Raw genomic sequence first — 25,113 nt, forward strand, 5'->3', positions numbered from 1 at the left:
GTTAATCCCCGTTGTTGGTGTTTGGCAGAATTGTGTGAAGCGTCGCCTCGGCAGCGGCGAACAGCGAACCTTCGTCAAGCCCCGGAAATTCTCCGTTGTGCCAGACGATGCGACCGTTGATCATGGTCAGATCGGTGGGCGCACCGACGCCGACCTTGGCCAAAAGGCTGACCGGATCGTGGCGCGTGCCGACATAGTCAAGCTTGCGTGTGTCGATGGCAAAGAGATCCGCCGCCATTCCCGGCCGCAACGCGCCGATGTCGTTGCGCCCCAAGAGCGATGCACCGCCTTCCGTCGCATAGTTCAGGAACCGCGCGGGCACCGGCACGCCGTCCTGCCGGGTGGAGGCAACAAGGCATTGCAGCATGTAGGCCGAATGCACACAGTGCATCAGGTTGGAATTGTCGTTCGACGCAGCCCCGTCGCAGCCAAGGCCCACCCGCACGCCAAGGGCATCCATCGCCGGAATATCGGTGACTTCTGCCCCGACCAGATAAACCGGCTCTGGGCAATGCGACACGCCGGTGCCCGACGCCGCCAGCTTGCCCAGTTCTTCGCGGGTCAGTTCCCAGCCATGGGCATAGAACGTATCCGGCCCGGCAAAGCCGATCTCGGCGCAGTAGTCCACGGTCCGCATCCCATGCACCTGTTCGATCACCGGGCTTTCGCCTTCACCCACATGGCTGTGCAGGATCACACCCTTGTCGCGGGCCAAGGCCACGGATTGCTCGAACGTCTCGCGGTAGCAGTTGACCGGCTGACAGGGCGCCACCGCCACCTGCCGCATCGACAGGCGGGACGCATCGTGAAACGTATCAATCGCCCGTTCACAATCGCCGATGAACTCATCGGTGGTCTCCAGCATCGCGTCAGGGATCGTGCTGCCTTCGGATTTTGGCAGGGTATTCCCGCCCCGACCTGCGTGAAAGCGCATGCCCAGAAGCTCTGCCGCTTCGAACTGGCGGTCGATGATCCGCGATCCGGCGTGTCGGGGAAAGCAGTACTGGTGGTCAAAGGCCGTGGTGCATCCATGTTTGATCAGCTCGGCCATGGCCACGACGGAACTGTGATAGAAACAGTCCTCGGTCAGCCGCGAGAAGATCGGATAGATACGGTCCAGCCATTCGATCACCGAATAGCGCGTCCAGTCCAGCTCTGCCCGGTTGCGCACGAAGCATTGAAAGAAGTGGTGATGCGTGTTGACGAGGCCGGGATAGATGAAATGCCCGGTGGCGTTGATGATTTCGGTTCCCTCGGGCGCTTGCCGCGACAGGTCAGGCCCAATCGCCGTGATTGCGCCGTTTTCGCACAGGATGTCGTGATGCCATAGCACCGGTTCATGGGCCGAGGTGACAATCGCTTCGCAGGATTTGAACAGGATGGCGGTCATTCAGGATGCGCCAATTCATGCAGTCGGTGGATACCCGGCATTTCGATGAAGCCCGGCAAAGACCGGATCGCGCGCATCCAAAGCCGGATCGACGGGTACGGATCAAGGATCACCCCGCCATCCGGCGCAAGCGCGGTGTTTGGGAAACAGGCGATGTCGGCAATGGTGGGTCGCTCGCCAGTCAGATAGGTCAGGCCGTCAAAACGTTGTTCGGTCAGGTGTTCCTCCAACTTGCGAAGGGCCAAGATGCCTTTGGAGCGCGCCGCGTCGATGTCAGCCTCATAGCCCAGAATGTCATGCAGACGTGCCACCCCAAGACTGTGGTTGAGGCCGGATGCAAAGGTCAGCCACGCATCGTCCCCTTCGCTGCGCCATTCCGGTCTGTCCTCGGTCAGATGCCGCAACATGTCGGCGCTGTCGGTCAGGATCAGGTCACCGTCCTGAAGGATCGGCAATGTACCTTCGGGGTTCATCGCCAGCTTCTCGGGGGACTTGTGTTCGCGCGCCGGATGGAAGTTCACTGCCCGCAGGGTCAGGTCGTGCCCCAGCAGCGCCGCCATCAGGCGAACCTTGTAGCAACTGGCGCTCAGAACATAGTCGTAAAGGATCATGCCGCCACCAACTGCGCGCCGTAGGTGTAGCCGATCTTCTTGAGCCAGCGACGATAGGCGACCGAGGTCATGTCGGCCTGTGTCGGTGCCTCCATTCCGGGATCAAGGGGCAGCTTGCGGGGGATCTGGTTTTCGAGGATCGACCGGTCCTGCATGAAGATCAATTGCTGAAAGCTGACCATCTCGGCCATTGTGGAGTCGTCGTCATACAGCGCCATCCACGGCCAGACCTCGCACCATTCCTCGGTCAGGGGTTGGACAAAGAGCGTGATGATGTCCCATTCGCCAGGACGTGGCGGGCAGGTCTTGTAAAGCACCGAACAAGTCGGCGCGGGTACGCGGTACATGTATTCGGTGGTGATGCCGCCCGCTGCGGACTTGGCCGCCTGTGGCTGGAAGAACTTGACCTTGGTCGCCCAGACCTCGTCCACCTCTTCGCGGATCTTCACGTCATAGCGGCTCACCTCGGTATGCGGTTCAGACCCCAGAATATCGGTGTGGACAAAAGGGAAATGCGCGATGTCGAGGAAATTCTCGACCGCCCGCAGCGGCGAGCATTTGACCCGAACCGACCCCACATCCACCAGTTGCCGCCCCGGCGTGTCCGCCTCGGGGATGGTGAACAGGTCGCGGTTGGGCTTGCCCGGACTGGTCCAGAGATGGCCGAACCGTTCCACCGCAGGCAGCGACGCACCCTCCGCATTGCGCACCCAGCACGCGCCCTCGTCGCGCCCCAGCGTGATCTTGCGCCCCAGAAGCAGCGTCTCGCGCGCAGCGTCGATGCCCGAGATCAAAGCGACCGGATACCAGTGATTGTCGATTGCATCGCTCATTGCACGGCCCCTTCCAGTGTGCTGCGCATCATCTCAAGCCAGCGCGACACATCCTTGCGATCATGTTCGGGCGCGGCCAAGGCGTGAACCACGCAGAGCCTATCGGTACAGGGCTGAAGCGCGAAAAGCGTGTCAAAGTCTGACACCACCGCAATGGTCGTCGCAGTACCGGCACCGAACTGCGCCGCCAGGTTCGCCGCCGATAGATGAACCGGCACCGAGCGAACAGGCTGTCGGCCACCAAGGTCCGGAGGCGATTGGTCGGTTTCGTTCAGTGCCACCCAGATGACACCACCCGCTTCGACACAACGATATGTCGGCACGCAGATCGTGCTGGGTGGGGTCAGGTTTGGGTGCGCAGGGATATACTGACAGGTGCCTGCCGCGTCATACTGCCAGCCGTGGTAAATACAAGCGAGCGTTTCGCCCCGGACAAACCCATGCGACAGGCGCATGCCGCGATGCGGGCACCTGTCAGACCATGCGTGGTATATGCCCGAGGGCGAACACCAAAGTGCCAGTTCCGTGTCGTCAATACGGCTTGGGATCACGACGCCGGGCGGGACATCTTGTTTCAAACCGACAGCAATCCAGTCCATGTCCGCTCCACATAAGTCGCCTTACGTTATCCAAAGCGTGCGGAGGTGATCAATGCGCAGGCCCCTGAAATGGGGTCCAAATCCAGAACAGATGCCCAATTATTGCACTCTGCGATGAAAATGTGATCGCTCGGATTCTCAACTGCACGCATCGGTTGTGATGGTCATGGTTTCGACCAGAACACTCTCGGGTCCAAGACTCGCCCCAAGGGCCAAGGCTTGCAGCATTTCCTCGGCCCCATGCGCCGTGACCTCCAGACCAGACGGCACCTGGCGGGTGGTCACATCGGCAAGCCCAAGCTTGTGCGCATGGCGCGCGATCCAGTTCGGGAAATCGTCACTCTGGACATCTCCGGTCAACTGAATTCTTGCTGAAATGCTGTTGGGCATGCGGCCTCGTGGTGTTCGTCTAGGACAGGTAGGATTTGGGCATCATCATGTGAACGCCTTTTTCCCGGTTCACCGTCTGGGTGATCCGCAGATCCCCTGCCAATGAGCAAAGCATATACGCCTCTGCACGGCCAATCCCGATTTTCTCTGCCACCACAGAAATCATCCGACGCAGCGCGATCTCGACGCAGGTGTCGAGGTCCGGGTGAAGGCCCATCGTGATGTAATGCGTCGGCGTTTCCGCTTCGGGATAGGTCACATCCAGATCACGGCGCACGGTCAGGCGGAACCGCCCTTGCAACGCGGTTTCGATGGCGGTCACGCAGACCTCGCCATCACCTTGGGCACCGTGGCCATCACCGCAGGAAAAAAGTGCGCCTTCGGCAAAGACCGGCAGGTAAAGCGATGCACCGACGCCCAGTTCCCTGTTGTCGAGGTTGCCACCGTGCGCGCGCGGTTCGATGGTCGAGATGCGTCCCCATTCTCGCGGCGGCGCAACGGCCATCACGCCGAAGAAGGGCGCAAGCGGCAGTTTGAGCCCCCAGGGCATCGTCGCCTCAGCCGCGTCGGCATCAAGGGGAATCGTGGTGTGATGGGTCTGATCGAAATCCAGCGGCAACGTTCCGGACAGAGGCCGGATCACGTTGTACCCCCAGTCCTGCCGCAGCTGGACATCCAGGACATCAACCTGCAACACATCCCCCGGCATGGCTCCGTCAACCGCCACAGGCCCGGTCAGGATATGACCCGGCATCGCCGGTTCGCCAGCCGCATGGATCTCATGCAGTTCGGGGGGGACGTGATAGGCTTCGCCCGGCAACATGGCCTTTCCGCCCGTAACCGTGTTCATCGTCACCTCTGATCCGCTGGCCACCGTCGCCACCGGATCAAGTGCGGCATCGAAATAGCCCCAGTGGCAGGTCTTTGGTCCGGCGTCGATGATCATGTCGCAAGCCTTTGTTCAGCCAGTGTCACCCAATAGGAACAGCCCGTCGGGATCACCTCGTCGTTGAAATCGTATTCCGGGTGATGCAGGCCCGGCCCCTGCCCGATCCCAAGCTGGATATACGCCCCGGCGCAGGCTTGCAGCATGTAGGCAAAATCCTCGCCCCCGGTGGTGCGCGGCGCGTCTGTGATGCAGTCCCCGGACACCGCGCGGGCGGCACCGGCGCAGAACGCGGTTTCGGTCTCGTGGTTGGACATGACGGGGTAAGGTTCTTCATCAAAACCCAACGTCGCCTCTGCGCCATAGCTCTGCGCGGTCAGGTCCGCGATGGCCCGGATCCGCTCCAGCGTCTTGGCACGCACGTCCATGTCAAAGCTGCGGACTGTGCCGCGCAGGACGACATGTTCGGGGATCACGTTGAAGGCTTCGGATTCGGTGCGGAAGGATGTGACCGACACCACGAGCGGCTGCTGGGGATCGGTGTTGCGCGACACCACGGATTGCAGCGCCATGACGATGGCGGACGCGGCAAGCGTTGTATCCACGGTGTTGTTGGGCCGCGCCGCGTGGCCACCTTTGCCCCGCACGTTGATGTGAAAGCTGTCGACAGCCGCATAAAACGCGCCGGGCCGGATGGCGAACTGGCCCAGTGGCAGAAGCGGCGAATTGTGCAGGCCGTAGATCTCGGTAATGCCGAACTTCTGGATCAACCCGTCCTGCACCATCGCCTCTGCCCCGGCACCGCCTTCCTCTGCCGGTTGGAACACGACAGCGACGGTCCCGTCGAAATTACGAGTCTCTGCCAGATACTGCGCCGCCCCCAAAAGCATTGCCGTATGTCCATCATGACCACAGGCGTGCATCTTGCCAGGTATCTTGGACGCATGTGCCGCGCCTGTTGCCTCGAAGATCGGCAAGGCGTCCATATCGGCGCGAAACGCGATGGTCTTGCCGGACGTGTTGGTCTTGCCTTCGATCAGCGCCACCACACCGGTGCGCCCGATCCCTTCGACAACCGTGTCACACCCAAAGCCCCGCAGCTTGTCGGCGACAATCGCCGCCGTGCGGGGAAGGTCATACTGCAACTCTGGATGTTCATGCAGATCGCGCCGCCACGCGGTGATCTCGGGGTGCAATTCGGCAAATCGGTTGCGGATGGGCATAGGGTCTCCTTGGAGCGTGACTCAGGTTTCGGGCGCGACGGCAAAGAACGCCTCACCCTGTTCCGCGGCGGCGTTTTCCAGTTCTCCACTCAAGGCGTTGAACCGCGTTTCAAGATGGTCGCGCATCGCGGTCCGGGCAGCCTCGGCATGTCTTGCTTCGATGGCGTCGATCAAGGCAAGGTGTTCGTTATGCGTGACTTGCAGTGACGCCATATCACGCCCTTTGGCACGGATCGCCACCCAATCGGGATTGGAGCGTATCTTGTCGAGCAGCGAGAATGCGGTCAGCAGGGGTCGGTTGCGCGCGCATTGGGCGATCAGCCGGTGCAAAGAGCCGTCCCACAGTTCGATCGCCTGCGCATCGGCGGCTTCCCACTGGCGCTGTGCCAACATGCGCAACCGTGCCACTTCGCCGGGCTGCATGCGCATTGCACAGAGCGCGGCAAGCTCAGGCTCGATACACAGCCGCGCCTCCATCACCTCAAGCGCATTGGTCTCTCCGGTGATCTTGGCGGCCAGATCGCCCATCGGGTCAAGCGGCTGACCCGCAAAGGTGCCCTTGCCCTGCCTGCGCCAGACAAGCCCTTCGGCCTCGAGCGCATCAAGTGCCTGGCGCACAAAACGGCGACCCACGCCGAACCGTTCGGACAACGCCCTTTCCGTCGGCAACTTGCCGTCAGAGCCAAGATCGCCCGACTTTATCAGCTCAAGCAACCGGTCCCTGACCTGCGCGGTCGGGCCGTTTGGCGACATCACATTCATAAGGCATCCCACATAATCACGCCGTTGGTGCGCACATTAAGGGGCGAGGCAACCATTACTCAACCTCAACCGCATGAGACCGGCTGGCGCGTCCTTGTGCTTTGCGCTGTTCTTCGGCCTCGGCAATATCCGCATCGATCCCGTCGCGCGTCGGGTAGCCTGAGAACCGTTCAGACGTCGGCATCCCTTTGGCAAAATGTACATAGCGTTCCTGCGCAACATCCCAAAGCCGCGCCAGTTCGCCTAGCGGGTCGGCATGATCATCGGCCCGCAGATCAAGCCACGGATGGCTTTCGCCGCGATGGATGACGAGCCCTGCTGCTTGCCGCCCCCGTTTGTCGCCGCCTTCGGCCTCGCCGGCCATCATCGCCGAAATGAGCCGTTCGGCAAACGGTTTGCCCGCACCCGCAACATAGGCATCCGATGTCGCCTCTATCACCTTTGCACCCGCAAGCATGTTGCCCGCAACCGAGTGATCGTCGCGGATCACATGCCCGGCCCAATCCACACACTCTGCGCCCGTATGCGCCGCGAACTGGCCGTCACGGTCCATCATGTGCGCCTGCCGGATCGCACGCCCTTCATCGCGCGCGACCAGATCGGCAAGCACGGCGTCAGCGCTTTCTCCCGTCCTCATCCGATCACGCCCTTCGGTGCCCCACACGGGATTGCAGAAGGCCTGGCTGGCCACCGCAACCGTGTCCGAGACAAACGGAACAACCGCACCGCAGGCGAAGAACTTGCTGGCGACGATCAGGCCGATGCTGCCATCGCTGTCCTTTGCGATCAGGGAAAACGTCATCGCCCCACCGCGTAAGCCTGCATCAGCCTTGGCGTCGCCGCCGCCCGCAACATGCCATCCGGTTCCCGCAGCGCAGCCGTCAAACGGCCCACGGTCCACGGTTCGGCCACGGTAACCTTGTGCCCGCGCGCTTTCAGATCGGCGATCACATCCTCACCGACATTCGGTTCGATCATCATCTCGCCCGGCTTGACCTCGCGCGGAAAGAACGAGCCCTGGAAATGCATCGAGTGGAACAGCGGCTGATCCATACATTCCTGCAAGCCCATGCCGAAATGCACAAAGCGCAGGAACCAGATCAACTGCCACTGGTCCTGCTGGTCGCCTCCGGGTGTGCCAAAGACCAACTGCATCCCGTCCTTTTCCGCCATGCTGGGTGTCAACGTTGTGCGCGGCCTGCGTTTCGGAGCAAGCGAGGTCGGCAACCCGTCTTCCAGCCAGAACATCTGCGCGCGGGAGTTCAGCGGGAAGCCAAGACCGGGAATGACCGGGTTGCTTTGCAGCCAGCCGCCCGAGGGCGTGGACGCCACCATGTTGCCCCAGCGGTCGATGATATCGAGATGCACCGTATCACCGCGCTTTTCGGTGAGGTGCGACATGGTCGGTTCCTGCGCGGCGACCGCGCCCACGTTGAAATCACGTTTCGCGCGGTCGATATAGGCATCGGCCTGATGTTCGAACCCTCGCACACGTCCAGGGCGCTGCTCTATCGAGGCCTTGGCACCAATCAGCTTGCGCCGTTCGGCGTTGTACTCTTCGCTCAGCAGGGTCGCCATCGGGACTTCGCTGAAGTCAGGGTCGCCATAATAGGCCTCGCGGTCGGCATAGGAGAGATTCATTGCCTCGATCACATGATGCACAAATTCGGCCCCGTTCGGGTCCATCGCGCCAAGGTCAAACCCTTTGAGGATCGCCAGCGCCTGCAACAGCACCGGCCCCTGCGACCAGGCCTGGGTCTTGTGTACGGTCCAGCCATGGTAATCGTACGACAGCGGTTCTTCATAGGTGGCGCGCCAGTCGGCCATGTCCGACGGAGCCAGAACAGCGGAATGCTTGGCGTCCGACACATCCATCACATGCGCGTCCTTGAGGTAGTCAAAGATCGCTTCCGCCACAAAGCCTTCGCGCCATTCCCTGCGGGCGGCGTCAATCTGCGCTTCGCGGGTATCTCCTTCAGATGAGGCCAACCGGTCATAGGTTGTCGCCATGTCTGGGTTCTTGAACAACGCATTCGGTTCCGGTGCCTTGCCTCCCGGTGTCCAGACCGCCGCAGAGGTTGGCCATTCTTCGGCAAAGAACTCCGACAGCCCGGCAATGGTGTTGGCCACGCGGGGAAGCATGGGGTGTCCGTCACGCGCGTAGTCGATGGCGGGTTGCATCACCTCGCGAAGTGTCATCGTTCCGTGATCGCGCAGCATCAGCATCCACCCGTCGAATGCGCCCGGCACCACGGTCGCCAACAGGCCCGATCCGGGGATCAGGGTCAGACCCTGTTCGGTATAATGGTCAATCGTCGCGGCCTCGGGCGCGACACCTTGGGCGCACAGGACTTCGACCTTGCCGGACTGCGCCGAATAGAAGATCGCTGGCATGTCCCCGGCAGGACCGTTCAGATGTGGTTCAACCACCTGAAGGGTCAGCGCGGTCGCCACCGCCGCGTCAAACGCATTGCCGCCCTTTTCAAGAATGCTCATCCCCACGCTTGATGCGATCCAATGGGTCGAGGTCGCGACACCAAAGGTGCCTCGGATTTCGGGACGGGTGGTAAAGTCGGACATGGTTACTCCAGATCAGTGTTCGCGCGGGTCAAGCGCATCGCGCAACCCGTCGCCCAGAAGGTTGAATCCCAGCACCACAAAGAAGATCGAAATTCCGGGCCACAGGGCCATCCAGGGGGCTTGGTTGAGGAAATTCTTGGCGGTGTTCAGCATCGACCCCCAGCTTGGCGCGGGCGGTTGCTGGCCAAGGCCAAGGAACGACAGCGACGCCTCGGCAATGATGGCGGTCGCAATGGTCAAGGTCGCCTGCACAAGGATCGGCGGCAACACGTTGGGCAGGATATAGCGGCTTAGAATTCTGGGGGTCGGCAAACCAATGGCGCGGGCGCTGTCGACGTAATCCTCGGATTTGACGTTAATCACCTGCCCTCGGGTGAGGCGGATGAAGATCGGCGTGGCCGAGATCCCGATGGCGATCATCGCGTTGGTCAGCGAGGGGCCAAGAAACGCCGCCAGCGCGATGGCGAGGATCAGGAAGGGCGCAGCCAGAAGCGCTTCGGTGCAGCGCGAGATCACCGCGTCCGTCCAGCCGCCGAAATACCCCGCGACGATGCCCAAAGGCACCCCCAAGAGCACCGCGATGCCAACCGATACGACTCCGGCCAGCAAAGATGCCTGCGCGCCCCAGATCATTCGGGACATCACATCGCGGCCAATCTCGTCCGTGCCCATCCAGTGATCCCAACTGGGCGCTTTGCGCACCGCGCCCCAGTCTGTGGCCGACGGATCCGGGATCGGCAGGATCGGCGCGGCAAGCGCGATGAGGACAAAGAACGTGACAAGAAGGCCACCCAGGAGCGCGCTCTTGTGGGTGCGGAATTTCTTCCAGACGCGGTTTTCGGGCTTGGCAGTCAGAACCGGATCGGCGGCGAGGGGTGTATTGGTTGTGGCATCTGTCATGTCACTGCCCCCTCAGCCGCGGATTGAGAACGTAATACATCGCATCGGCAAACAGGTTCATGAAGATGAAGCCCACCGCCGTGACCAGCACGATCCCCTGCACCACCGCGTAATCCCGGTTGAAGACGGCATCGACAACCAGTTTGCCGAAACCCGGTATGGTGAAGATCTGTTCCGTCAGAACCGCCCCCGCGACCAGTTCCCCGAAAAGCAGCGCTGTCAGCGTGACAATCGGCGTCAGCGCGTTGCGCAGCGCATGTTTCAGGATCACCACGCGCTCGGCCAATCCTTTGGCGCGGGCGGTTCGGACGTAATCGGCGCTCAGCACGCTGAGCATGGAAGAGCGGGTGTGCCGCATCAGAGTGGCGGCCAGTGCCGTGCCAAGCACGAAGGAGGGCATGAGCATGGTCTTGATGGATTGTCCAAAATCCTCGGACAGCGGCACATATCCAGAGGCGGGCAACAATTGCCATTTCACCGACACCAGCAGGATCAGCATGATCCCAAGCCAGAAATTGGGAATGGACAGCCCTGACAGCGCAACCACATTGGCAATGTAATCCGTCGCTGTGCCTTTCTTGACGGCCGACAGGATGCCCGCCGGAATGCCGATCACCAACGCAAAGATCATCGACATGACGGCAAGCTGAATGGTCACAGGCAGCTTTTGCGCCATCAGTTCAGTGACCGGTTGGTTGGTGCGCAGGGAAATCCCCAGATCCCCCTGAAGGGCGTTTCCGATCCAGGCCAGATACTGCCTCCAGATCGGATCGTTCAGGCGGTATTTCTCGCGCAGGAATTCCAGCACTTGCGGATCACGCTCTTCCCCGGCGAGCACGAGCAACGGATCGCCCGGCAGCAGTTTTTGCAGCAGGAACACGAAGATCGAGATGAGGATGATGGTCGGTATCACGATGACGATACGTCGCAACAAAAACGCCAGCATGTCAGGCCCCTTGGACAAAGCGCCCGCGCCATCCGGATGGAAGGCGCGGGCACGGAAAGTTTACTCTTCCCAGGTCACGCCTTCCAGACGGATCATCCCGTCGGGATAAGGGGTGAACCCTTTGAGGCTGGCATTGTGCGCCCAGATCCAGGTCTGGTGGTACAGGAACAGGCGCGGCAGTTCGTCGAGCATGATCACCATTGCTTCGTTGTAAAGCGCCCTGCGCTCTTCGGTGGTGGCGGCCACACGGGCGGCGTTCATCAACTCATCGACTTTCGGATCCGAAAACTTGGAATCGTTGATCCCGCCATCGGTGGTCACGAACTGGTGGTTGTTGCCATCCGGATCGACGCGACCTGACCAGCCCACCTGGCTTGCGACATAGTCGCCCGCCGACTGATCGGCCAACTGGGTCGCGAATTCCTTGGCGACGATCGAAATCCGTATCCCGGCCTCGGCGGCCATCGACTGGATCACCTGCATCATCTGGAGCGGCACCGTCGTGTTGGGCGCCTGCACCTCAAGGTCGATGCCATCAGGATAACCAGCTTCGGCCAAGAGCGCCTTAGCAGCTTCGACATCCCGCGCTGGCACGGGGAAGTCCTTGTTGTACCAGGGAGACGTCGATGGGAACGGCTGGTTCCCCGGAGCAAAGGCGCCTTCGAACACCACCTGGTTGATCGCGTTGCGGTCGATGGCAAGGCTTAGCGCCTGCCGCAGACGTTTGTCATTGCCCCAGGGGTTGTCGCCTTTTTCGCCGTTGTTGATGTTAAAGGTAATGCCCTGATAGCCCAGCGACACAGCGCTGTTGACGACGATGTCCGGGTCTTGCTCGGCCTGCGCCAGATCGGTCGCGGCCAGCCGTTCGAGCATGTCGATATCGCCCGATTGCAGGTTCGCCAGACGCACAGTTGTGTCGGGGATCGGGAGGAACGTCACGCTGTCGAAATGGATCGCATCGGCGTTCCAGTAATCGTCGAACCGGCTCAGCACGATCTTGTCCTGTGCAACACGTTCGGTAAAGGTGAACGGACCCGAGCAGACCGGGTTCAGACCGAAATCCGCGCCTGCTTCGGCAGCGGCTGTCGGGGACACCATCATGCCCGCGCGGTCAGCCAACTGGGCCATCAGCGTGGCATCCGGCCCGGCAAGGTTAAGCACGATCTCGTATTCACCGGTCACTTCGGTCGAAGTGATCGACTGCACCTCGGATTTGCGGCGTGACTCGTCAAGCGTCTGCGACCGTTCGATATTCGCGGCAACCGCTTCGGCGTTGAACGGCGTGCCATCGTGGAAGACAACGCCTTCGCGCAATTGCATGGTAATCGCGGTGCCATCGTCGGACGTTGTCCAGGATGTCGCCAGCTGCGGGATGATTTCAAGGTCTGGCGTAATATCCACCAGCTTGTCGCACAGCGACGTATAGACGATCCGGCCCACAAACGTGCGCGACTGATCCGGGTCAAGCACGTCCGCGTCCGATTGCAGCGCGATGCGCAGGTCTTTTGCAACAACCGGGCTGGCGGTCAGCGCGGTGGCGCCCAGCAGCGCGGTGATCAGGGCAGTCTTGAGATGTGACATATGTCAGGTCCTCTCTGTCGGTTGGATGGTGTTATTGGTCTTGTGGGTGACGGTTCCGCCCTCTGTCGCAGCGCGATAAAGGGCGAACCGGGCTTCTGCGGCCTCGGATTTATGGTCGGGTGCGGAGGATGGTGCCTCTGCCGCAATGTCCTGCCAGAAATGGCAGGCGACGTGGTGCTCCTCCGTTTGGCCCGCTTCAAGAAGCGGAGTCTCGGTCTTGCATCGCGGCTGTGCATGGGGGCATCGCGTGTGGAACCGGCACCCCGGCGGCGGGGCAGACGGGCTTGGCATTTCGCCCAGCACGGTCGCCTTGTGACCTTCGGATGTACCGCTCATCCTGGGGATCGAGGCAAGCAACGCCTGCGTATAAGGATGGCGCGGATGGGCATACACCTCTTCGGTTGTTCCGCTTTCCACAATCCGTCCCAGATACATCACCGCCACGCGGTCACTCATGTGGCGGATCACCCCCAGATCATGCGCGATGATGACAAGGGTCAGGCCCAGATCGCGGGACAGATCGCCCAACAGGTTGATCACCTGCGCCTGCACGGACACATCCAGCGCAGAGACAGGTTCGTCCCCGATGATCAGCTTGGGCCCCGATGCCAGCGCCCGCGCGATGCCGATGCGTTGGCGCTGTCCACCGCTGAATTCATGCGGATAGCGGCCCGCATGTTCGGCACGCAGACCGACCTGGCGCAACAGGTCAGACACCTTGTCGCGCCGCTCTTGCGCGCTCAACTCAGGCGCATGCACCTCAAGCGGTTCGCCCACCAGTTTGCCAACGGTCATACGCGGATTAAGCGATGAGAACGGATCCTGAAAGATGAACTGCATTTCGCCGCGCAGCGCTTTCAGCGCCGCACCCTTGGCCGCGCCAATCTCGTGCCCGTCGAACAGGACCGTACCGGCCGTCGGCGTCAAAAGTCGCATCAGCAAACGTGCAAGTGTGGACTTTCCACAGCCGCTTTCGCCGACAATGGCAAAGGTTTCGCCACGACGCACCTGAAGTGACACGCCATCCACCGCCTGAACCACCGGAGAAGGTGACAACCAGTTTCCGCCGTCGCCGAAATGCTTGACCAGGTCCGTCGCCTCGAGGATGACATCGCGCGTCATGCGGACACCGCCACTTTGTCTTCCAACGGCGCATAATGGCAGGCGACGTCATGTCCATCTGCCACCTTGGTCAACGCGGGCCGCGTTGCACAGCTTTGCGTGGCAAAGGCACAGCGGGTCCGGAACCTGCATCCTTCGGGCATATTGGCAATGCTCGGAACCGTCCCCGGCACAATGGCCAGCCTGCCGCCCGGCTTGTCCAATCGCGGCATCGCGCTCATCAAGCCGATTGTGTAGGGATGTTGCGGGTTGTTGAAGACCTCTGCCACGGGCCCCTGTTCGACCACCTGCCCGCCATACATGACCGCAACGCTGTCGCCGATTTCGGCCACCACACCCAGATCGTGGGTGATCATGATGGTGCCCATGCCAGTATCGTCCCGAAGCCCCCGGATCAGATCAAGGATTTGCGCCTGGATCGTCACATCCAGCGCCGTCGTGGGTTCATCTGCGATCAGGATCTGCGGATCATTTGCCAGCGCCATGGCAATCATGACGCGCTGGCGCATACCACCGGACAATTGGTACGGGTACTCGTGCAACCGCTGCGCAGGATTGGCGATACCCACACGCGTCAGCATCTCTTCCGCGCGGGCCAGCGCATCGACCCGACGCCCGCCGCGATGTCTTAGAACGGCCTCGCCAATCTGATCCCCGATCCGGAATGCCGGATTCAGCGATGTCATCGGTTCCTGGAAGATCATCGCGATCGTGTTGCCACGCATCGCACTTGGCAGCGCCTCTTTGGACAGATCGAAATGTTCTGCATCAATCGTCAGTTTTCCTGAGGAAATTCGTGCAGAGTCTTCCGGCAACAACCCCATCAGCGCCATTGCGGTCACGCTTTTTCCACACCCGGATTCGCCGACCACACAAAGAACTTCACCACGCCGAACGGTTAGCGAAACAGCATCGACAACATCGTTGGTCTGACCGCGAAACCGCAGTGCAAGATCCTGCAACTGCAACAGCGGTGCGGATCCGGATTGTTCCGGCTTGGAAATATCAACGCCGTCAAAGTTCACTCAATGCGATCTCCGGTTCGAAGGTTCGCGGCGAAGCGAACCAATTCCACAATGGTACACAATGCGCGTCAGACCGACCCTGTCAACCCTTGACCCCGGTTTCCGACATCTCCCAAAAACGCTGCACATAAATTGGGCACCAACCAGCGCTGCCTCAAACCATGTGAATGAATGTGGACTATTCGGAATTTGGTGCGGGCGGTGGGACTCGAACCCACACGGCGCTGAGGCCTTCGGATTTTAAGTCCGATATGTCTACCATTCCATCACGCCCGCGTGGCGATACTCCTAGCGGGGCCCTTGGGCGAAAACAATGGGATGCGTGCGCGATTGCACCACCCGGAACGTAAAATCGCGAAACGTGCAGAGCGTCTAGAGCTTTTCGCCGTCAGGTTCCTTGATCAGGAAACGCTCACCCAACCATGGGTTCAGGGCGACGGCCTCGCGCAGCACGGATTGGGCTTCGTCCTCACGGCCAAGCTTAATCAAGGTCAGGGCCTTGCCCGTCAGCGCCCCTGTGTGCCGAGGAGCAAGGTCAATGGCCTGATCAATATCCGGCAAGACTGCTTCGAAGTCACCGGTCAGAAAACTGACAAAGGCCCTTTGATTGTAGCCTTCGGCATAGAACGGACAGTACGACACCAAGGCATTCAGACGCTTCTTCGCCCTGAGGTAATCGCCGATCCGCATGGCCCTCAACGCCTCATCAAGTATCATCTGGGACGGCTCGTCCGGTGCCTCGAGCCACAACTCCCACATCTGGTTGGAAAAGATCCGCGCAATCATCTCGTTTGGTGCGCGCTGCACCTCGGAATAGAGTCCATCCAGTGCCGCAGAATGATCCGGGGCAACAGGACAGCCATCCGCCGCAGCCCCTTGGGCGGCAACAAGCGCAAAAACCGAAACCAGGTATTTCATCCCGACATTAGGCAATGACGACCCACGCCGGTCAAGTCACGTTCCCGAAAGTCTCTTCCTTGACGGCCTGCATCGCCACATATGTCGATGTCGCCGCCACATGCGGGAGGGTCGATATCTTTTCGGCGAGCACCTTGCGATAACTGCGCATATTCGCGGTGCGCACCTTGAGCAAATAATCGAAATTTCCGGCGATCAAATGCGCCTGTTCGATTTCGGGGATCTTGGCCACAGCCTCGTTGAAGGCCGCCAATGCCAATTCACGCGTTTGGGTCATCTTCACTTCGACAAAAGCGATGTGATCCAAACCCAGGCGGATTGGGTCCAGCAGGGCCCGATACCCTTGAATAGCGCCAACTTCTTCCAGCCGTCGCAAACGCGCCTGCGTCGGCGATTTCGACAAGCCGATCCGACGAGACAATTCGGTAATCGACACGCGCCCGTCCCGCGCCATTTCCTGAAGGATCGCCCGGTCGAATCTATCGAGATCAGATATGTCCAAATCGCCCGCCTTTCACTCCAAGATCAGTGTATTTGCCCCGTGAAATCCCGATAATCCGGCACTTGGACTGTCAATACAGTGTTAGTGTAGAGTATATGACTGGAGATCGCCATGCCCCGTGATGAGCTGCCAAACCTGCGCCCCCTGATCGACGACAACACCTACGCCGATGAGGCGCGTGTCCTTGACCAACTTCGCACCAACGCGCAGCTGACCCAAGCCGACCGCGACGCCATCAAGGCCGACGCGACGAAACTGGTCACCGCGATCCGCGAAGATTCGCGTCCGGGGCTTATGGAAGTATTCCTCAGCGAGTACGGCCTGTCGACCGAAGAAGGCATTGCGCTCATGTGTCTGGCAGAGGCCCTGTTGCGTGTGCCGGACGCTGCGACCATCGACGCGCTGATCGAAGACAAGATTGCACCTTCAAACTGGGCCAGCCATCTGGGTGAAAGCACGTCACCCTTGGTCAACGCCTCAACCTGGGCGCTGATGCTGACAGGCAAGGTCTTGCAAGACGAAACGCCGGGCCCTGTCGGCCATCTTCGAGGTGCCATCAAACGTTTGGGCGAACCCGTGATCCGGTCTGCGGTCGGACGCGCGATGAAGGAAATGGGCGCACAGTTCGTTTTGGGCGAAACCATCCAATCGGCGATGACACGCGCGTCCAAGATGGAATCCAAGGGCTATACCTATTCCTATGACATGCTGGGCGAAGCGGCCCGCACCGAAACCGATGCACGTCGATATCACCTGTCCTATTCGCGGGCGATCAGTGCGATTGCCGAGGCCGCCAAATCAAAAGACATCCGCGACAATCCCGGTATTTCGGTCAAGCTTTCGGCCCTGCACCCGCGCTACGAAGAGGCGCAGCACGACACGGTGATGAACGAAGTTGTCCCGCGCCTGCGCACGTTGGCCCAATTGGCGCGCTCGGCCGGGATTGGTCTGAACATCGACGCGGAAGAGGCAGATCGCCTGTCCATTTCCCTTGATGTGATCGAAGCGGTGCTGTCGGAATCGTCGCTCAAGGGCTGGGACGGATTTGGCGTGGTTGTTCAGGCGTATGGCCAACGTGCAGGCCATGTTATCGATTGGCTTTACAACCTTGCTGAACGTCTGGACCGCAAGATTATGGTGCGGCTGGTCAAGGGAGCCTATTGGGATACCGAAATCAAGCGCGCCCAGGTCGCCGGTCTTTCCGGGTTTCCGGTCTTCACGGCAAAGCACCACACCGACATCAGCTACATCAGCAACGCGCGCAAACTGCTTGGGATGACAGACCGCATCTATCCGCAGTTCGCGACACATAACGCGCACACCGTCGCCGCGATTTTGCACATGGGCACCGACAAATCCGCCTTCGAATTCCAGCGCCTGCACGGGATGGGTGAAGCGCTTCATGACATTGTCAAAAGCGGTGAGCACACACGCTGCCGAATCTATGCACCGGTTGGCGCGCATCGCGATTTACTGGCCTATCTCGTGCGCAGACTCTTGGAAAACGGTGCCAACAGTTCATTTGTAAACCAGATCGTCGATACGGAGGTTCCGCCTTCGGAAGTCGCGGCTGATCCCTTTGATGCAGGCACAGTACCCAACCTGCCCACCGGCCCCGACCTTTTTGCGCCAGAGCGCCCGAACTCCAAGGGCTGGGATCTTACACATCGTCCAACCCGCGCGGCAATCGAAGAGGCGCGCAATCCCTTTGCATCCTCGCAATGGACAGCCGCCCCATTGCTGGCGAGCAAGGCCAATACGGGCGACACCGGCCCGGTCATCAACCCTGCACGGTTTGGCGACACCGTTGGACAGGTCACATGGGCCACCGCAGACACGGTTGCCAGCGCCTGCGACGCGGCAGCGCCCTGGACAGAAACGGCATCCAGGAGGGCAGAGATCCTGAATCGCGCCGCCGATCTTTACGAGACGCATTACGGCGAACTTTTTGCAATTCTGGCACGCGAAGCCGGGAAATCACTGCTCGACGCAGTGGCGGAACTGCGCGAGGCCGTGGATTTCCTGCGCTTCTATGCAGCCCGCGCCGAAGGCCCGGAACCGCAAGGTGTGTTTGCCTGTATCAGCCCATGGAACTTTCCCCTTGCCATCTTCACCGGTCAGATCGCGGCGGCCCTTGCCACCGGAAATGCCGTGTTGGCCAAACCGGCAGAGCAAACCCCACTTGTCGCGCACCGTGCAGCAGAGCTTTTGCACGAGGCCGGTGTGCCACGCACAGCCCTGCAAATCCTGCCCGGTGCAGGTGATGTCGGAGCCGCACTGACGTCTAACCCAAAGGTAAAGGGTGTCGCCTTTACCGGATCGACCGAAACCGCCCAGATCATTCATCGCAGCATGGCAGACAACCTTGATCCCGGCGCGCCGTTTATCGCCGAGACAGGTGGCCTTAACGCGATGATCGTCGACAGCACAGCCCTACCCGAACAGGCCGTGCAAGCCATTGTCGAATCCGCCTTCCAATCGGCGGGCCAGCGGTGTTCGGCCCTTCGCTGTCTTTATGTGCAGGAAGATATTGCCAAACCATTTACGGAAATGCTGACCGGTGCGATGGATGCATTGGTGATTGGCGATCCATGGACGTATGGCACCGATGTTGGTCCGGCCATTGACGCCGAAGCCCGCGATGGCATCACCACCTATATCGACACCGCCGAAGCAGAGGGCCGCGTTCTGCACCGCATTGCTCTTCCCGGGGGAGGCACCTACGTTCCGCCCGCCCTTGTGAAGGTGACCGGCATCGCCGAGATGGAGCGCGAGATATTTGGCCCGGTTCTGCACATTGCAACCTTCAAAGCAAAAGACATCGACAAGGTGATCGATGCGATCAACGCCACGGGTTACGGACTCACGTTTGGGCTGCAAACGCGGATTGATGATCGGGTCCAGCATGTCTCGGACCGGATTGAAGCGGGCAATATCTACGTCAATCGAAACCAGATCGGCGCAATTGTCGGCAGCCAACCCTTTGGCGGTGAAGGCCTTTCCGGCACTGGCCCCAAAGCGGGCGGTCCGCATTACCTTGATCGCTTTCGCAAACATCCGGCTTCTGCAGAGGCTTCTCAATGGACAAGCCAGGACGACCGGAACCGTCTGACGAAAGCGCTCAGGACTGCCACTTCTGACACGTTGGTCAGCACCCGGTCCCTGCCAGGTCCAACCGGCGAATCCAACGTTCTCACAACCCTGTCGCGCGGTCCCGTCCTGTGCCTTGGTCCGGGCAAGAACGCCACGCAAAAGCAGGCGCACGCCGTCGAAAAGCTGGGCGGCGTGGCTGTGATCGGCCAAGGAAATGTGGCCGCAGACTGGCTGTCTGACTTGCCGGTGGCCGGGATTATCTGGTGGGGCGACGATGCAACTGCGCGCGACTATCGCAAAGCGTTGGCCCAACGCACCGGTCCGATCCTGCCACTGATCACGGGATTGCCTGACACCGGCCATGTTTGCCGCGAACGACATGTCTGTGTCGACACAACGGCGTCGGGCGGAAATGCACAACTCCTGAGCGGCGCGGCTTGACGCGCCGCCGCTTTGGCACAACTCTCGCGGCATGTTTCCCATACGCGATCATAATCCTTCGGGGCGCACGCCGTATGTCACCTACGCGCTGATTGTCGCGAATGTGGGCATCTTCCTGAGTTACTGGCCGCTTATGCAAAGCGACCAGCAGATCATGCGCTTCTACTTCGACTGGGCGCTGATTCCTGCACTGGTCAACGACGGTCAGGGCTGGGGTGGATTTCTGACGTCCATGTTTTTGCACGGCGGATGGATGCACTTGCTGGGCAACATGTTGTTTCTCTTCATTTTTGGAGACAACCTGGAAGACGAAATGGGTCACGTCGGCTTTCTGCTCTTCTACCTTGCGGCTGGGCTGGGGGCCGGGTTCATTCACTACATCAGCGCGCCAGGTTCACCTGTGCCAACGGTAGGTGCATCAGGGGCCATTGCCGGGGTCATGGGGGGCTATCTTCTCCTTTTTCCGAAGGCCAAGGTCGATATTCTGATCATCATCGTCATCATATTCCGCATCTTTCCGATCCCGGCCTGGATCATGCTGGGACTGTGGTTCGCAATGCAAATCTTCGGCGGGTTCGGCACGGCCGCTGATGAAGGTGGCGTCGCCTATTGGGCGCATGTCGGCGGTTTCGTCATTGGCCTTGTGCTAACCTTTCCGGTGTGGGTGCGCCTTGGCGGACCGGCATTCTGGAGCCGCACCGACGGCCACCCGCCGCACCCTGACGCAAAATACAAGCTGTCCCGCACAAACGTGCCGGCGGTTCGTCGGAAATGATCAAGCCGGTCAGGATCACCTGCCATTGCGGCGCAGTTGAACTGGAAGCCGTTCCAAGCGAAGACCTGAGCACAGCGCGCAGGTGCGATTGTTCCTATTGCCGCCGTCGGGGGACCCCGACCGCCACGGTGGCCCTTGATACCCTGAAGGTGATCCAAGGTGAAGAAAACTTGGCACTTTACAGCTTTGGAACGCACACCGCCAAGCATTATTTCTGCAAGACATGCGGCATCTACACCCATCACCAGCGCCGTTCGAACCCAAACGAATATGGCGTGAACATGGGCTGCATCGAAGGCGTGAACCCAAAGGACTATGAACCAATTGGCTGGCATGATGGCGTGAATCACCCTTCCGACACATGATCCAGCCACGCTAGCGACCAAATCCGAACAAAGCCTGAAGACGCGTGATTGCACGGCCCCGTCTGCGCGTGTATCCCTCGGCAAAACCGAAATCCAAAGGAACGCAGCCATGGCCGCCTACCAATTCGTCTACCACATGAGCGGAGTCTCCAAGACCTATCCGGGTGGCAAGAAAACGTTCGAAAACATCCACTTGAACTTTCTCCCCGGCGTCAAGATCGGTGTTGTCGGCGTCAACGGCTCGGGTAAATCCACGCTGATGAAGATCATGGCCGGGATCGACACCGATTTCACCGGCGAGGCATGGGCCGCAGAGGGTGCAAAAGTCGGCTACCTGCCACAGGAACCGCAGCTCGACGAGGCGTTGAATGTGCGCGAAAACGTCATGCTGGGTGTGGCGGAAAAGAAAGACAAACTGGACCGGTTCAACGAACTGGCCATGAACTACAGCGATGAAACCGCTGACGAAATGGCCACTCTGCAAGACGAGATCGATGCCAACAATCTCTGGGATCTGGACAGTCAGATCGACGTTGCCATGGAGGCTTTGCGCTGCCCACCGGACGAGGCAGATGTGACCTCGCTTTCTGGCGGGGAAAAGCGCCGCGTCGCACTCTGCAAACTGCTGCTCGAAGCGCCTGACATGCTGCTGCTGGACGAACCGACCAACCACCTTGATGCAGAAACGATTGCGTGGCTTCAGAACCATCTCATTGAATACAAAGGGACAATTCTGATCGTCACCCACGACCGCTACTTCCTGGACAGCATCACTGGTTGGATTCTCGAACTCGACCGTGGGCGGGGTGTACCTTACGAAGGAAACTATTCAAGCTGGCTGGAACAAAAGGCCAAGCGCCTTGAGCAGGAAGCGCGTGAAGACAAATCCAAGCAGAAGACGCTGGAGCGCGAACTGGAATGGATGCGGCAGGGGGCGAAGGCGCGTCAGGCCAAATCCAAGGCCCGGATCAGCGCCTATAACGAGATGGCCAACCAGTCCGAACGCGAAAAGATGGGCCGTGCCCAGATCATCATTCCGAATGGTCCGCGGCTTGGGTCAAAAGTGATTGAAGTCAATGGCTTGAAGAAGGCGATGGGCGACAAGCTCTTGATCGAGGACCTGAGCTTTTCCCTGCCTCCCGGCGGAATTGTCGGCGTGATCGGCCCGAACGGCGCGGGTAAATCGACGCTGTTCAAGATGCTGACCGGGCAAGAGCAACCGGACGCCGGGGACGTTTCATACGGTGATACCGTACAACTCGCCTATGTCGATCAGTCGCGCGACGATCTCGCGGCAAATGACAACGTCTGGGAAGCGATCACCGGCGGGGCCGAGATCATCCAGCTGGGTGATGCCCAGATGAACTCCCGCGCCTATTGCTCTGCGTTCAACTTCAAGGGTGGCGATCAGCAGAAAAAGGTCGGCCAGCTTTCAGGTGGGGAACGCAACCGGGTCCACATGGCGCGGCTCTTGAAAGAAGGCGGCAATGTCCTTCTGCTTGACGAACCGACCAACGATCTGGACGTCGAAACCCTGCGCGCGCTGGAAGACGCGATCGCCGATTTCGCGGGCTGTGCCGTGGTTATCTCGCACGACCGCTTTTTCCTTGACCGGCTGTGTACACATATCCTTGCCTTTGAAGGCGATGCGCATGTGGAATGGTTCGAGGGCAACTTCGAAGATTACGAAGAGGACAAGAAGCGCCGCTTGGGGCCGGATGCGGTTGAACCGAAGCGCGTGAAGTTCAAGAAATTTGTGAGGTAAGCGGAGTATAATCCGGTCGGGTGTTCTTTGGGGCGGCTTCAGTACAGCCGCGCCTCAGACCGTCCCGCCGACCGCCAAAGCCACGACCCACATGCCCAGCGCAAAAACGGTGTGTGCGACAAGGCCCATGCGACGTCCACGCCACGGGTCTTCGGTCTTGCTTGCTGCCCAGCCAAGTCCCATGCCCGGTTGCAGCAGAAACCAGCCAGCGGCAATGGTCAGGATCGAGAACACCCAGAGCGGCAGAAATGCCGCACCGGTCAGCCAGCCGGGCCCGACGATCACCAGGAACAGCACGCCGTAGAAGATGCCGACTCCGTAGTGTACGGCCCAGCCGATGCCGGTTTCTCCAGCGACCGGTGAAATCGCACCGATATCGTCGTTGAACACCTGCCCTTTTGTCACCTGCACCGACCAGCGCCCGACATTGCCCCAGTTCGGCAAGGGCAGCCCGGCCACCTGCCGAAGCAGGAGCGCCCAGAGGTCCATGGCCAATGTGCCTCCAATGCCCATCAGAACACCTGTGATCATCCAGCCCATTCTGTACTCCCTTCCGTTGCGAGGGGCAGAGTACAGGTTGCGACGGAAAAGCCAATGCGGGCGCTAGCCGACCCACCCAACGATCTGATCCGCGCGCATTGCGCCGGACTGGCGTGCCGCCTCGCGGCCACCGACAAAGCGGATCATCGTCGGAATTCCCCGGATACCGTAGGTCTGACCGGATTTCGGGAATTCCTCGGTGTTCAGCTTGACCAGTCGGGCCGAGCCTTTGAGCGAGCCAGCGGCCTTGCTGAACTCCGGACCCATCATCTTGCAAGGACCACACCATGGCGCCCAGAAGTCCACGACCAAAGGAACCTCGTCATTGCGTGCCGCCTTCTGAAGTGTGGTCCAGTCCACCTCGACCGCCTTGCCGGGCATCAATGATGCGCCACAGGTGCCACATTTCGGACCGGCATTGAGCCGCTCTTCGGGTACGCGATTGACCTGACCACAGTCGAGACATGTGAGTTTCTTGCCGGACATTCTCAGTCTCCTTCATTACATTCAAATTTCAATATATGATGCGTCAACTTCTTCAACAAGGCCAACGCCACAAGGGACATCCCTCTTGCCAGACTCAGTGCAATCTGTCATACGCGGCAGGGCTAACGATCTTCTACTCGACCTACTGTTTTCCGACACCGGCACGCAGCTTTCGATCCAGACGTGACTTTGCCGGGTTGCCGCATATCGCGGGCAACGGAAAACACAAGGATACTTCACATGGCTTCTGGCACAGTGAAATGGTTCAACACCACCAAAGGCTACGGCTTTATCGCACCTGATGGCGGCTCCAAGGACGTCTTCGTCCACATCTCCGCTGTTGAGCGGTCCGGCCTCACAGGCCTCAGCGACGATCAGAAAGTGACCTTCGACATCGAGAACGGTCGCGACGGTCGCGAAAGCGCAATCAACCTCGCGCTGGCGTAAGCCACACCCGAATTTCGGATCGAAAGCCGCCCGGATGCTCTGCGTCCGGGCGGCTTTTCTTTTCGGGATCAAAGATGTTCAGCAACGCTCTTGCATCACCTTTGGGTGAGCGGCCGCGCGAATTGTTGCCTTTGTGCCGCAATTGCGCCCCCAGGAAGCAGGAACCCTATGGCTATGTTCTTGCCTTCGCTCAAAGCGGTGGCAAAATCCCGTTGCTCGGCTGAAAAGTGAGCCACGCAAACAAAGGACTGTCACTTCTCATGGTTTCCCGTCGATATTTTCTAGTTGCCGCTGCCGCTGGTCTGGCAGCTCCAAGCGTTGTCACAGCACAGGGATTTCAGATCAATCCCATCTATCGCCCTCAGGACGTGCGGATCAAAAGCGAAATCTCTCCGGGTCAGATCGTGATCCTACCGCGCGCGCATTTCCTGTATCATGTAACCGAGCCGGGTGTCGCGCGACGCTATGGTGTGGGTGTCGGTCGTGCGGGACTGGAATTCACGGGCACTGCCGAGATCGCCGTCAAAAAGGAATGGCCGACCTGGCGTCCTACCGACGAGATGATCGAACGCGAACCCAAGACCTATTCGGAATTCGTCGACAATGATTACGTTCAACCGGGTGGCCCCGGCAATCCGCTGGGCGCGCGCGCTCTTTACCTGTTCCAGAACGGACGTGACACCTTTTTCCGGATTCACGGCACGACATCACCGCAATCAATCGGACAGTCGGTTTCCAACGGGTGCATCCGGATGTTGAATGAACACGTTCAGGATCTTTACGAGCGTGTGCCGATCGGCACCGTTGTCACCGTTCTCTGAAATATAGTGCAGAACCGGGGGCCGATCTGCATGCGTCTCCGGTTTTCCATCCTGCTGCCACACTACCTGCACAATCTTCGGCCCTTAATCGGCTGTTAAAAGGTGTTGGTGC

25 protein-coding genes and 1 tRNA gene are annotated in these 25,113 nt (G+C 60.0%); 6 read left to right on the forward strand and 20 right to left on the reverse strand.

Going from position 1 to position 25,113, the window contains the following annotated elements; translation table 11 throughout:
- Position 1: 1 nt before the first annotated feature.
- From ACTIEN_RS00620 to ACTIEN_RS00705, 18 genes are all read right to left on the reverse strand, one after another.
- Positions 2 to 1,390 carry an amidohydrolase gene (locus ACTIEN_RS00620; RefSeq protein WP_439521158.1) on the reverse strand — a complete coding sequence of 463 codons (1,389 nt, stop codon included), beginning with the start codon at positions 1,388 to 1,390 and terminating at the stop codon, positions 2 to 4.
- Positions 1,387 to 2,001: a glutathione S-transferase family protein gene (locus ACTIEN_RS00625; RefSeq protein WP_439521159.1), complete on the reverse strand. Its 615-nt coding sequence runs from the start codon at positions 1,999 to 2,001 to the stop codon at positions 1,387 to 1,389. The genes ACTIEN_RS00620 and ACTIEN_RS00625 overlap by 4 nt, the downstream gene beginning before the upstream one ends.
- The gene (locus ACTIEN_RS00630) at positions 1,998 to 2,834 is read right to left on the reverse strand and encodes an aromatic ring-hydroxylating dioxygenase subunit alpha (protein ID WP_439521160.1); all 837 of its coding nucleotides are present in this window, start codon (positions 2,832 to 2,834) and stop codon (positions 1,998 to 2,000) included. The genes ACTIEN_RS00625 and ACTIEN_RS00630 overlap by 4 nt, the downstream gene beginning before the upstream one ends.
- Positions 2,831 to 3,433 carry a Rieske 2Fe-2S domain-containing protein gene (locus ACTIEN_RS00635; protein WP_439521161.1) on the reverse strand — a complete coding sequence of 201 codons (603 nt, stop codon included), beginning with the start codon at positions 3,431 to 3,433 and terminating at the stop codon, positions 2,831 to 2,833. The genes ACTIEN_RS00630 and ACTIEN_RS00635 overlap by 4 nt, the downstream gene beginning before the upstream one ends.
- A 138-nt stretch (positions 3,434 to 3,571) precedes the next feature.
- Positions 3,572 to 3,823 (reverse strand): hypothetical protein, encoded by a 252-nt coding sequence (locus ACTIEN_RS00640; RefSeq protein WP_439521162.1) that lies wholly within the window; start codon positions 3,821 to 3,823, stop codon positions 3,572 to 3,574.
- Positions 3,824 to 3,842: 19 nt separating this feature from the next.
- Positions 3,843 to 4,769 carry an acetamidase/formamidase family protein gene (locus tag ACTIEN_RS00645; protein WP_439521163.1) on the reverse strand — a complete coding sequence of 309 codons (927 nt, stop codon included), beginning with the start codon at positions 4,767 to 4,769 and terminating at the stop codon, positions 3,843 to 3,845.
- Positions 4,766 to 5,932, reverse strand: a complete 1,167-nt coding sequence (locus ACTIEN_RS00650) for a M20 aminoacylase family protein (protein ID WP_439521164.1) — start codon at positions 5,930 to 5,932, stop codon at positions 4,766 to 4,768. The genes ACTIEN_RS00645 and ACTIEN_RS00650 overlap by 4 nt, the downstream gene beginning before the upstream one ends.
- Positions 5,933 to 5,953: 21 nt before the next feature.
- On the reverse strand, positions 5,954 to 6,694 hold the full coding sequence (locus ACTIEN_RS00655; RefSeq protein WP_439521165.1) for a FadR/GntR family transcriptional regulator: 741 nt from the start codon (positions 6,692 to 6,694) through the stop codon (positions 5,954 to 5,956).
- 55 nt (positions 6,695 to 6,749) lie between these two features.
- On the reverse strand, positions 6,750 to 7,496 hold the full coding sequence (locus ACTIEN_RS00660) for a DUF1028 domain-containing protein (protein WP_439521166.1): 747 nt from the start codon (positions 7,494 to 7,496) through the stop codon (positions 6,750 to 6,752).
- Positions 7,493 to 9,274, reverse strand: coding sequence for a gamma-glutamyltransferase family protein (locus ACTIEN_RS00665; protein WP_439521167.1), 1,782 nt, complete (start codon positions 9,272 to 9,274; stop codon positions 7,493 to 7,495). The genes ACTIEN_RS00660 and ACTIEN_RS00665 overlap by 4 nt, the downstream gene beginning before the upstream one ends.
- Positions 9,275 to 9,286: 12 nt before the next feature.
- A complete protein-coding gene (locus tag ACTIEN_RS00670) occupies positions 9,287 to 10,174 on the reverse strand; it encodes an ABC transporter permease (RefSeq protein WP_439521168.1) in 888 nt (295 codons plus the stop codon).
- Position 10,175: 1 nt separating this feature from the next.
- Positions 10,176 to 11,120 (reverse strand): ABC transporter permease, encoded by a 945-nt coding sequence (locus tag ACTIEN_RS00675; RefSeq protein WP_439521169.1) that lies wholly within the window; start codon positions 11,118 to 11,120, stop codon positions 10,176 to 10,178.
- Positions 11,121 to 11,180: 60 nt separating this feature from the next.
- Positions 11,181 to 12,701 carry an ABC transporter substrate-binding protein gene (locus ACTIEN_RS00680; protein WP_439521170.1) on the reverse strand — a complete coding sequence of 507 codons (1,521 nt, stop codon included), beginning with the start codon at positions 12,699 to 12,701 and terminating at the stop codon, positions 11,181 to 11,183.
- A gap of 3 nt (positions 12,702 to 12,704) precedes the next feature.
- A complete protein-coding gene (locus ACTIEN_RS00685; RefSeq protein ID WP_439521171.1) occupies positions 12,705 to 13,823 on the reverse strand; it encodes an ABC transporter ATP-binding protein in 1,119 nt (372 codons plus the stop codon).
- Positions 13,820 to 14,848 (reverse strand): ABC transporter ATP-binding protein, encoded by a 1,029-nt coding sequence (locus tag ACTIEN_RS00690; protein ID WP_439521172.1) that lies wholly within the window; start codon positions 14,846 to 14,848, stop codon positions 13,820 to 13,822. Before ACTIEN_RS00690 ends, ACTIEN_RS00685 begins: the two co-directional genes overlap by 4 nt.
- 190 nt (positions 14,849 to 15,038) lie before the next feature.
- Positions 15,039 to 15,124: transfer RNA gene (locus ACTIEN_RS00695), tRNA-Leu, on the reverse strand.
- A 96-nt stretch (positions 15,125 to 15,220) separates the two neighbouring features.
- The gene (locus ACTIEN_RS00700; RefSeq protein WP_439521173.1) at positions 15,221 to 15,766 is read right to left on the reverse strand and encodes a tetratricopeptide repeat protein; all 546 of its coding nucleotides are present in this window, start codon (positions 15,764 to 15,766) and stop codon (positions 15,221 to 15,223) included.
- 31 nt (positions 15,767 to 15,797) lie between these two features.
- Complete coding sequence (locus ACTIEN_RS00705; protein ID WP_439521174.1) at positions 15,798 to 16,268, reverse strand: Lrp/AsnC family transcriptional regulator; 471 nt, start codon at positions 16,266 to 16,268, stop codon at positions 15,798 to 15,800.
- A 111-nt stretch (positions 16,269 to 16,379) separates the two neighbouring features.
- Here ACTIEN_RS00705 and putA point away from each other — a divergent pair, with 111 nt between their 5' ends.
- From putA to ettA, 4 genes are all read left to right on the forward strand, one after another.
- Entirely contained in the window at positions 16,380 to 19,802 is a 3,423-nt protein-coding gene (putA, locus tag ACTIEN_RS00710; RefSeq protein WP_439521175.1) for a bifunctional proline dehydrogenase/L-glutamate gamma-semialdehyde dehydrogenase PutA, read from the forward strand.
- Positions 19,803 to 19,833: 31 nt separating this feature from the next.
- Positions 19,834 to 20,577, forward strand: a complete 744-nt coding sequence (locus ACTIEN_RS00715) for a rhomboid family intramembrane serine protease (protein ID WP_439521176.1) — start codon at positions 19,834 to 19,836, stop codon at positions 20,575 to 20,577.
- Positions 20,574 to 20,942: a GFA family protein gene (locus tag ACTIEN_RS00720; RefSeq protein ID WP_439521177.1), complete on the forward strand. Its 369-nt coding sequence runs from the start codon at positions 20,574 to 20,576 to the stop codon at positions 20,940 to 20,942. The genes ACTIEN_RS00715 and ACTIEN_RS00720 overlap by 4 nt, the downstream gene beginning before the upstream one ends.
- 109 nt (positions 20,943 to 21,051) lie before the next feature.
- The gene (ettA, locus tag ACTIEN_RS00725; RefSeq protein WP_439521178.1) at positions 21,052 to 22,707 is read left to right on the forward strand and encodes an energy-dependent translational throttle protein EttA; all 1,656 of its coding nucleotides are present in this window, start codon (positions 21,052 to 21,054) and stop codon (positions 22,705 to 22,707) included.
- 54 nt (positions 22,708 to 22,761) lie between these two features.
- On the opposite strand, the gene ACTIEN_RS00730 is transcribed toward ettA, so the two are convergent.
- On the reverse strand, positions 22,762 to 23,247 hold the full coding sequence (locus tag ACTIEN_RS00730; RefSeq protein ID WP_439521179.1) for a DUF2938 domain-containing protein: 486 nt from the start codon (positions 23,245 to 23,247) through the stop codon (positions 22,762 to 22,764).
- 63 nt (positions 23,248 to 23,310) lie between these two features.
- Entirely contained in the window at positions 23,311 to 23,733 is a 423-nt protein-coding gene (locus tag ACTIEN_RS00735) for a thioredoxin family protein (RefSeq protein WP_439521180.1), read from the reverse strand.
- Positions 23,734 to 23,973: 240 nt separating this feature from the next.
- Between ACTIEN_RS00735 and ACTIEN_RS00740 the strand changes: the two genes are divergently transcribed.
- Together ACTIEN_RS00740 and ACTIEN_RS00745 are read left to right on the forward strand one after the other, a co-directional pair.
- Positions 23,974 to 24,180, forward strand: coding sequence for a cold-shock protein (locus tag ACTIEN_RS00740; protein WP_247081703.1), 207 nt, complete (start codon positions 23,974 to 23,976; stop codon positions 24,178 to 24,180).
- Positions 24,181 to 24,440: 260 nt separating this feature from the next.
- A complete protein-coding gene (locus ACTIEN_RS00745) occupies positions 24,441 to 25,001 on the forward strand; it encodes a L,D-transpeptidase (RefSeq protein ID WP_439521181.1) in 561 nt (186 codons plus the stop codon).
- Positions 25,002 to 25,113 lie beyond the last annotated feature (112 nt).

It is taken from the genome of Marivita sp. (genome assembly GCF_051859345.1).
Taxonomy (GTDB): Bacteria; Pseudomonadota; Alphaproteobacteria; order Rhodobacterales; family Rhodobacteraceae; genus Marivita.

Bases quoted from the DNA above. Each gene is read 5' to 3' on its own strand.
- ACTIEN_RS00620 (WP_439521158.1), bottom strand. From the start codon at position 1,390: ATGACCGCCATCCTGTTCAAATCCTGCGAAGCGATTGTCACCTCGGCC.
- ACTIEN_RS00625 (WP_439521159.1), bottom strand. From the start codon at position 2,001: ATGATCCTTTACGACTATGTTCTGAGCGCCAGTTGCTACAAGGTTCGC.
- ACTIEN_RS00630 (WP_439521160.1), bottom strand. From the start codon at position 2,834: ATGAGCGATGCAATCGACAATCACTGGTATCCGGTCGCTTTGATCTCG.
- ACTIEN_RS00635 (WP_439521161.1), bottom strand. From the start codon at position 3,433: ATGGACTGGATTGCTGTCGGTTTGAAACAAGATGTCCCGCCCGGCGTC.
- ACTIEN_RS00640 (WP_439521162.1), bottom strand. From the start codon at position 3,823: ATGCCCAACAGCATTTCAGCAAGAATTCAGTTGACCGGAGATGTCCAG.
- ACTIEN_RS00645 (WP_439521163.1), bottom strand. From the start codon at position 4,769: ATGATCATCGACGCCGGACCAAAGACCTGCCACTGGGGCTATTTCGAT.
- ACTIEN_RS00650 (WP_439521164.1), bottom strand. From the start codon at position 5,932: ATGCCCATCCGCAACCGATTTGCCGAATTGCACCCCGAGATCACCGCG.
- ACTIEN_RS00655 (WP_439521165.1), bottom strand. From the start codon at position 6,694: ATGAATGTGATGTCGCCAAACGGCCCGACCGCGCAGGTCAGGGACCGG.
- ACTIEN_RS00660 (WP_439521166.1), bottom strand. From the start codon at position 7,496: ATGACGTTTTCCCTGATCGCAAAGGACAGCGATGGCAGCATCGGCCTG.
- ACTIEN_RS00665 (WP_439521167.1), bottom strand. From the start codon at position 9,274: ATGTCCGACTTTACCACCCGTCCCGAAATCCGAGGCACCTTTGGTGTC.
- ACTIEN_RS00670 (WP_439521168.1), bottom strand. From the start codon at position 10,174: ATGACAGATGCCACAACCAATACACCCCTCGCCGCCGATCCGGTTCTG.
- ACTIEN_RS00675 (WP_439521169.1), bottom strand. From the start codon at position 11,120: ATGCTGGCGTTTTTGTTGCGACGTATCGTCATCGTGATACCGACCATC.
- ACTIEN_RS00680 (WP_439521170.1), bottom strand. From the start codon at position 12,701: ATGTCACATCTCAAGACTGCCCTGATCACCGCGCTGCTGGGCGCCACC.
- ACTIEN_RS00685 (WP_439521171.1), bottom strand. From the start codon at position 13,823: ATGACGCGCGATGTCATCCTCGAGGCGACGGACCTGGTCAAGCATTTC.
- ACTIEN_RS00700 (WP_439521173.1), bottom strand. From the start codon at position 15,766: ATGAAATACCTGGTTTCGGTTTTTGCGCTTGTTGCCGCCCAAGGGGCT.
- putA (WP_439521175.1), top strand. From the start codon at position 16,380: ATGCCCCGTGATGAGCTGCCAAACCTGCGCCCCCTGATCGACGACAAC.
- ACTIEN_RS00715 (WP_439521176.1), top strand. From the start codon at position 19,834: ATGTTTCCCATACGCGATCATAATCCTTCGGGGCGCACGCCGTATGTC.
- ACTIEN_RS00720 (WP_439521177.1), top strand. From the start codon at position 20,574: ATGATCAAGCCGGTCAGGATCACCTGCCATTGCGGCGCAGTTGAACTG.
- ettA (WP_439521178.1), top strand. From the start codon at position 21,052: ATGGCCGCCTACCAATTCGTCTACCACATGAGCGGAGTCTCCAAGACC.
- ACTIEN_RS00730 (WP_439521179.1), bottom strand. From the start codon at position 23,247: ATGGGCTGGATGATCACAGGTGTTCTGATGGGCATTGGAGGCACATTG.
- ACTIEN_RS00735 (WP_439521180.1), bottom strand. From the start codon at position 23,733: ATGTCCGGCAAGAAACTCACATGTCTCGACTGTGGTCAGGTCAATCGC.
- ACTIEN_RS00740 (WP_247081703.1), top strand. From the start codon at position 23,974: ATGGCTTCTGGCACAGTGAAATGGTTCAACACCACCAAAGGCTACGGC.
- ACTIEN_RS00745 (WP_439521181.1), top strand. From the start codon at position 24,441: ATGGTTTCCCGTCGATATTTTCTAGTTGCCGCTGCCGCTGGTCTGGCA.